The 1,047-nt window shown below is 44.7% G+C and carries 1 protein-coding gene; it reads left to right on the top strand.

The annotated features are described in order from the left end of the window. Window positions 1-555: 555 nt before the first annotated feature. On the top strand, window positions 556-852 hold the full coding sequence (locus J2X05_RS21125) for a hypothetical protein (RefSeq protein WP_310076424.1): 297 nt from the start codon (window positions 556-558) through the stop codon (window positions 850-852). The last annotated feature ends 195 nt before the right edge of the window (window positions 853-1,047 follow it).

The following is a 1,047-nucleotide window of genomic DNA, read 5'->3' as shown; positions in this document are numbered from 1 at the left end:
ATCGGGCTACCTTGCTGAATACCTGTTGCAGCAGGTATGGGTCTTACCTTATCGCTTTAAGACTGATACGGAAACTGTCGAAATCAATCATACAAGCCGCTCCAGCACCGCACACTTCGTGTGCTCGACAGGTTGTAAGGTAATATTTTAGTGTTGTAATCGCACTTGGTCGGTGTTATGACGAAAAGCGTTTGCAGTTTCTATTGCATCACCTGCCGTCCGGTCTAACCTGTGGTCGAGTGCTGAAAGTTCACGTGGGTTTCACTGCCGTGCTAAATTCGCCGCAGTGTTAGTGAAATTTGAAATTGAATTAAAGTTAATCGCGCTCGGATACAGCTCCATCAAGTCCGCGCGTTGAACAAAATAATTGAGTGCGGTTTTCGTAAGAGTTTGCACTTTGTAGAAACAACTAAAGTCCAGCTTACAACAAGGCGTTGAATCCGCGCACTGCGTGCGCTGGGACAGTTTGTAAGTCGCGCATTTGGTGAATCGTTGCGGAAAGGTTATCGCAAGCGCAACTTACAAACTGCCCATTAACTAAGCGTTAGGCAAAGCATGGAAAAACAAAATTTTGAACACAACATCGTAAAGCAAGGAACATTTCTTTACGATGAATTGGTTGAGTGTGATATTCGAATCGTTTTCAGCAAGATACATTACGGTACCGGTGATTATGAAGACCCACCAGAAATTGCTAATGATCTAGTGCAAGACACTTTTTATTTGCAGTACGGTTCAACAACTCAGCGCGGTGTTTATAACGCTGGTAGTGGGGGCTTCCCATCAATTGAGGCAGCCATAAAATATGCAGAGTCCGCAGCTGGTATTGGGCATACCATCAAATGGTTATAGTGTTAATGCTTGTAGAGCTGCCGTAGGTTTAATGCCTAACAAAGCAATCAAACGGATGGTGGACTTCCCACACTCTAGTGGACACTCCTGAGCTACTCTATGGACTTCCCACACTCTAGTGGACACTCCTGAGCTACTCTATGAGCATAGGAGAAAGTTATATGAGCAACCAACGATACACCCCGGAATTTAAAG

Source organism: Cellvibrio fibrivorans (genome assembly GCF_031457055.1).
Taxonomy (GTDB): Bacteria; Pseudomonadota; Gammaproteobacteria; order Pseudomonadales; family Cellvibrionaceae; genus Cellvibrio; species Cellvibrio fibrivorans.
This window is presented reverse-complemented; position numbering and strand designations above follow the sequence as displayed.

Bases quoted from the DNA above. Each gene is read 5' to 3' on its own strand.
- J2X05_RS21125 (WP_310076424.1), top strand. From the start codon at position 556: ATGGAAAAACAAAATTTTGAACACAACATCGTAAAGCAAGGAACATTT.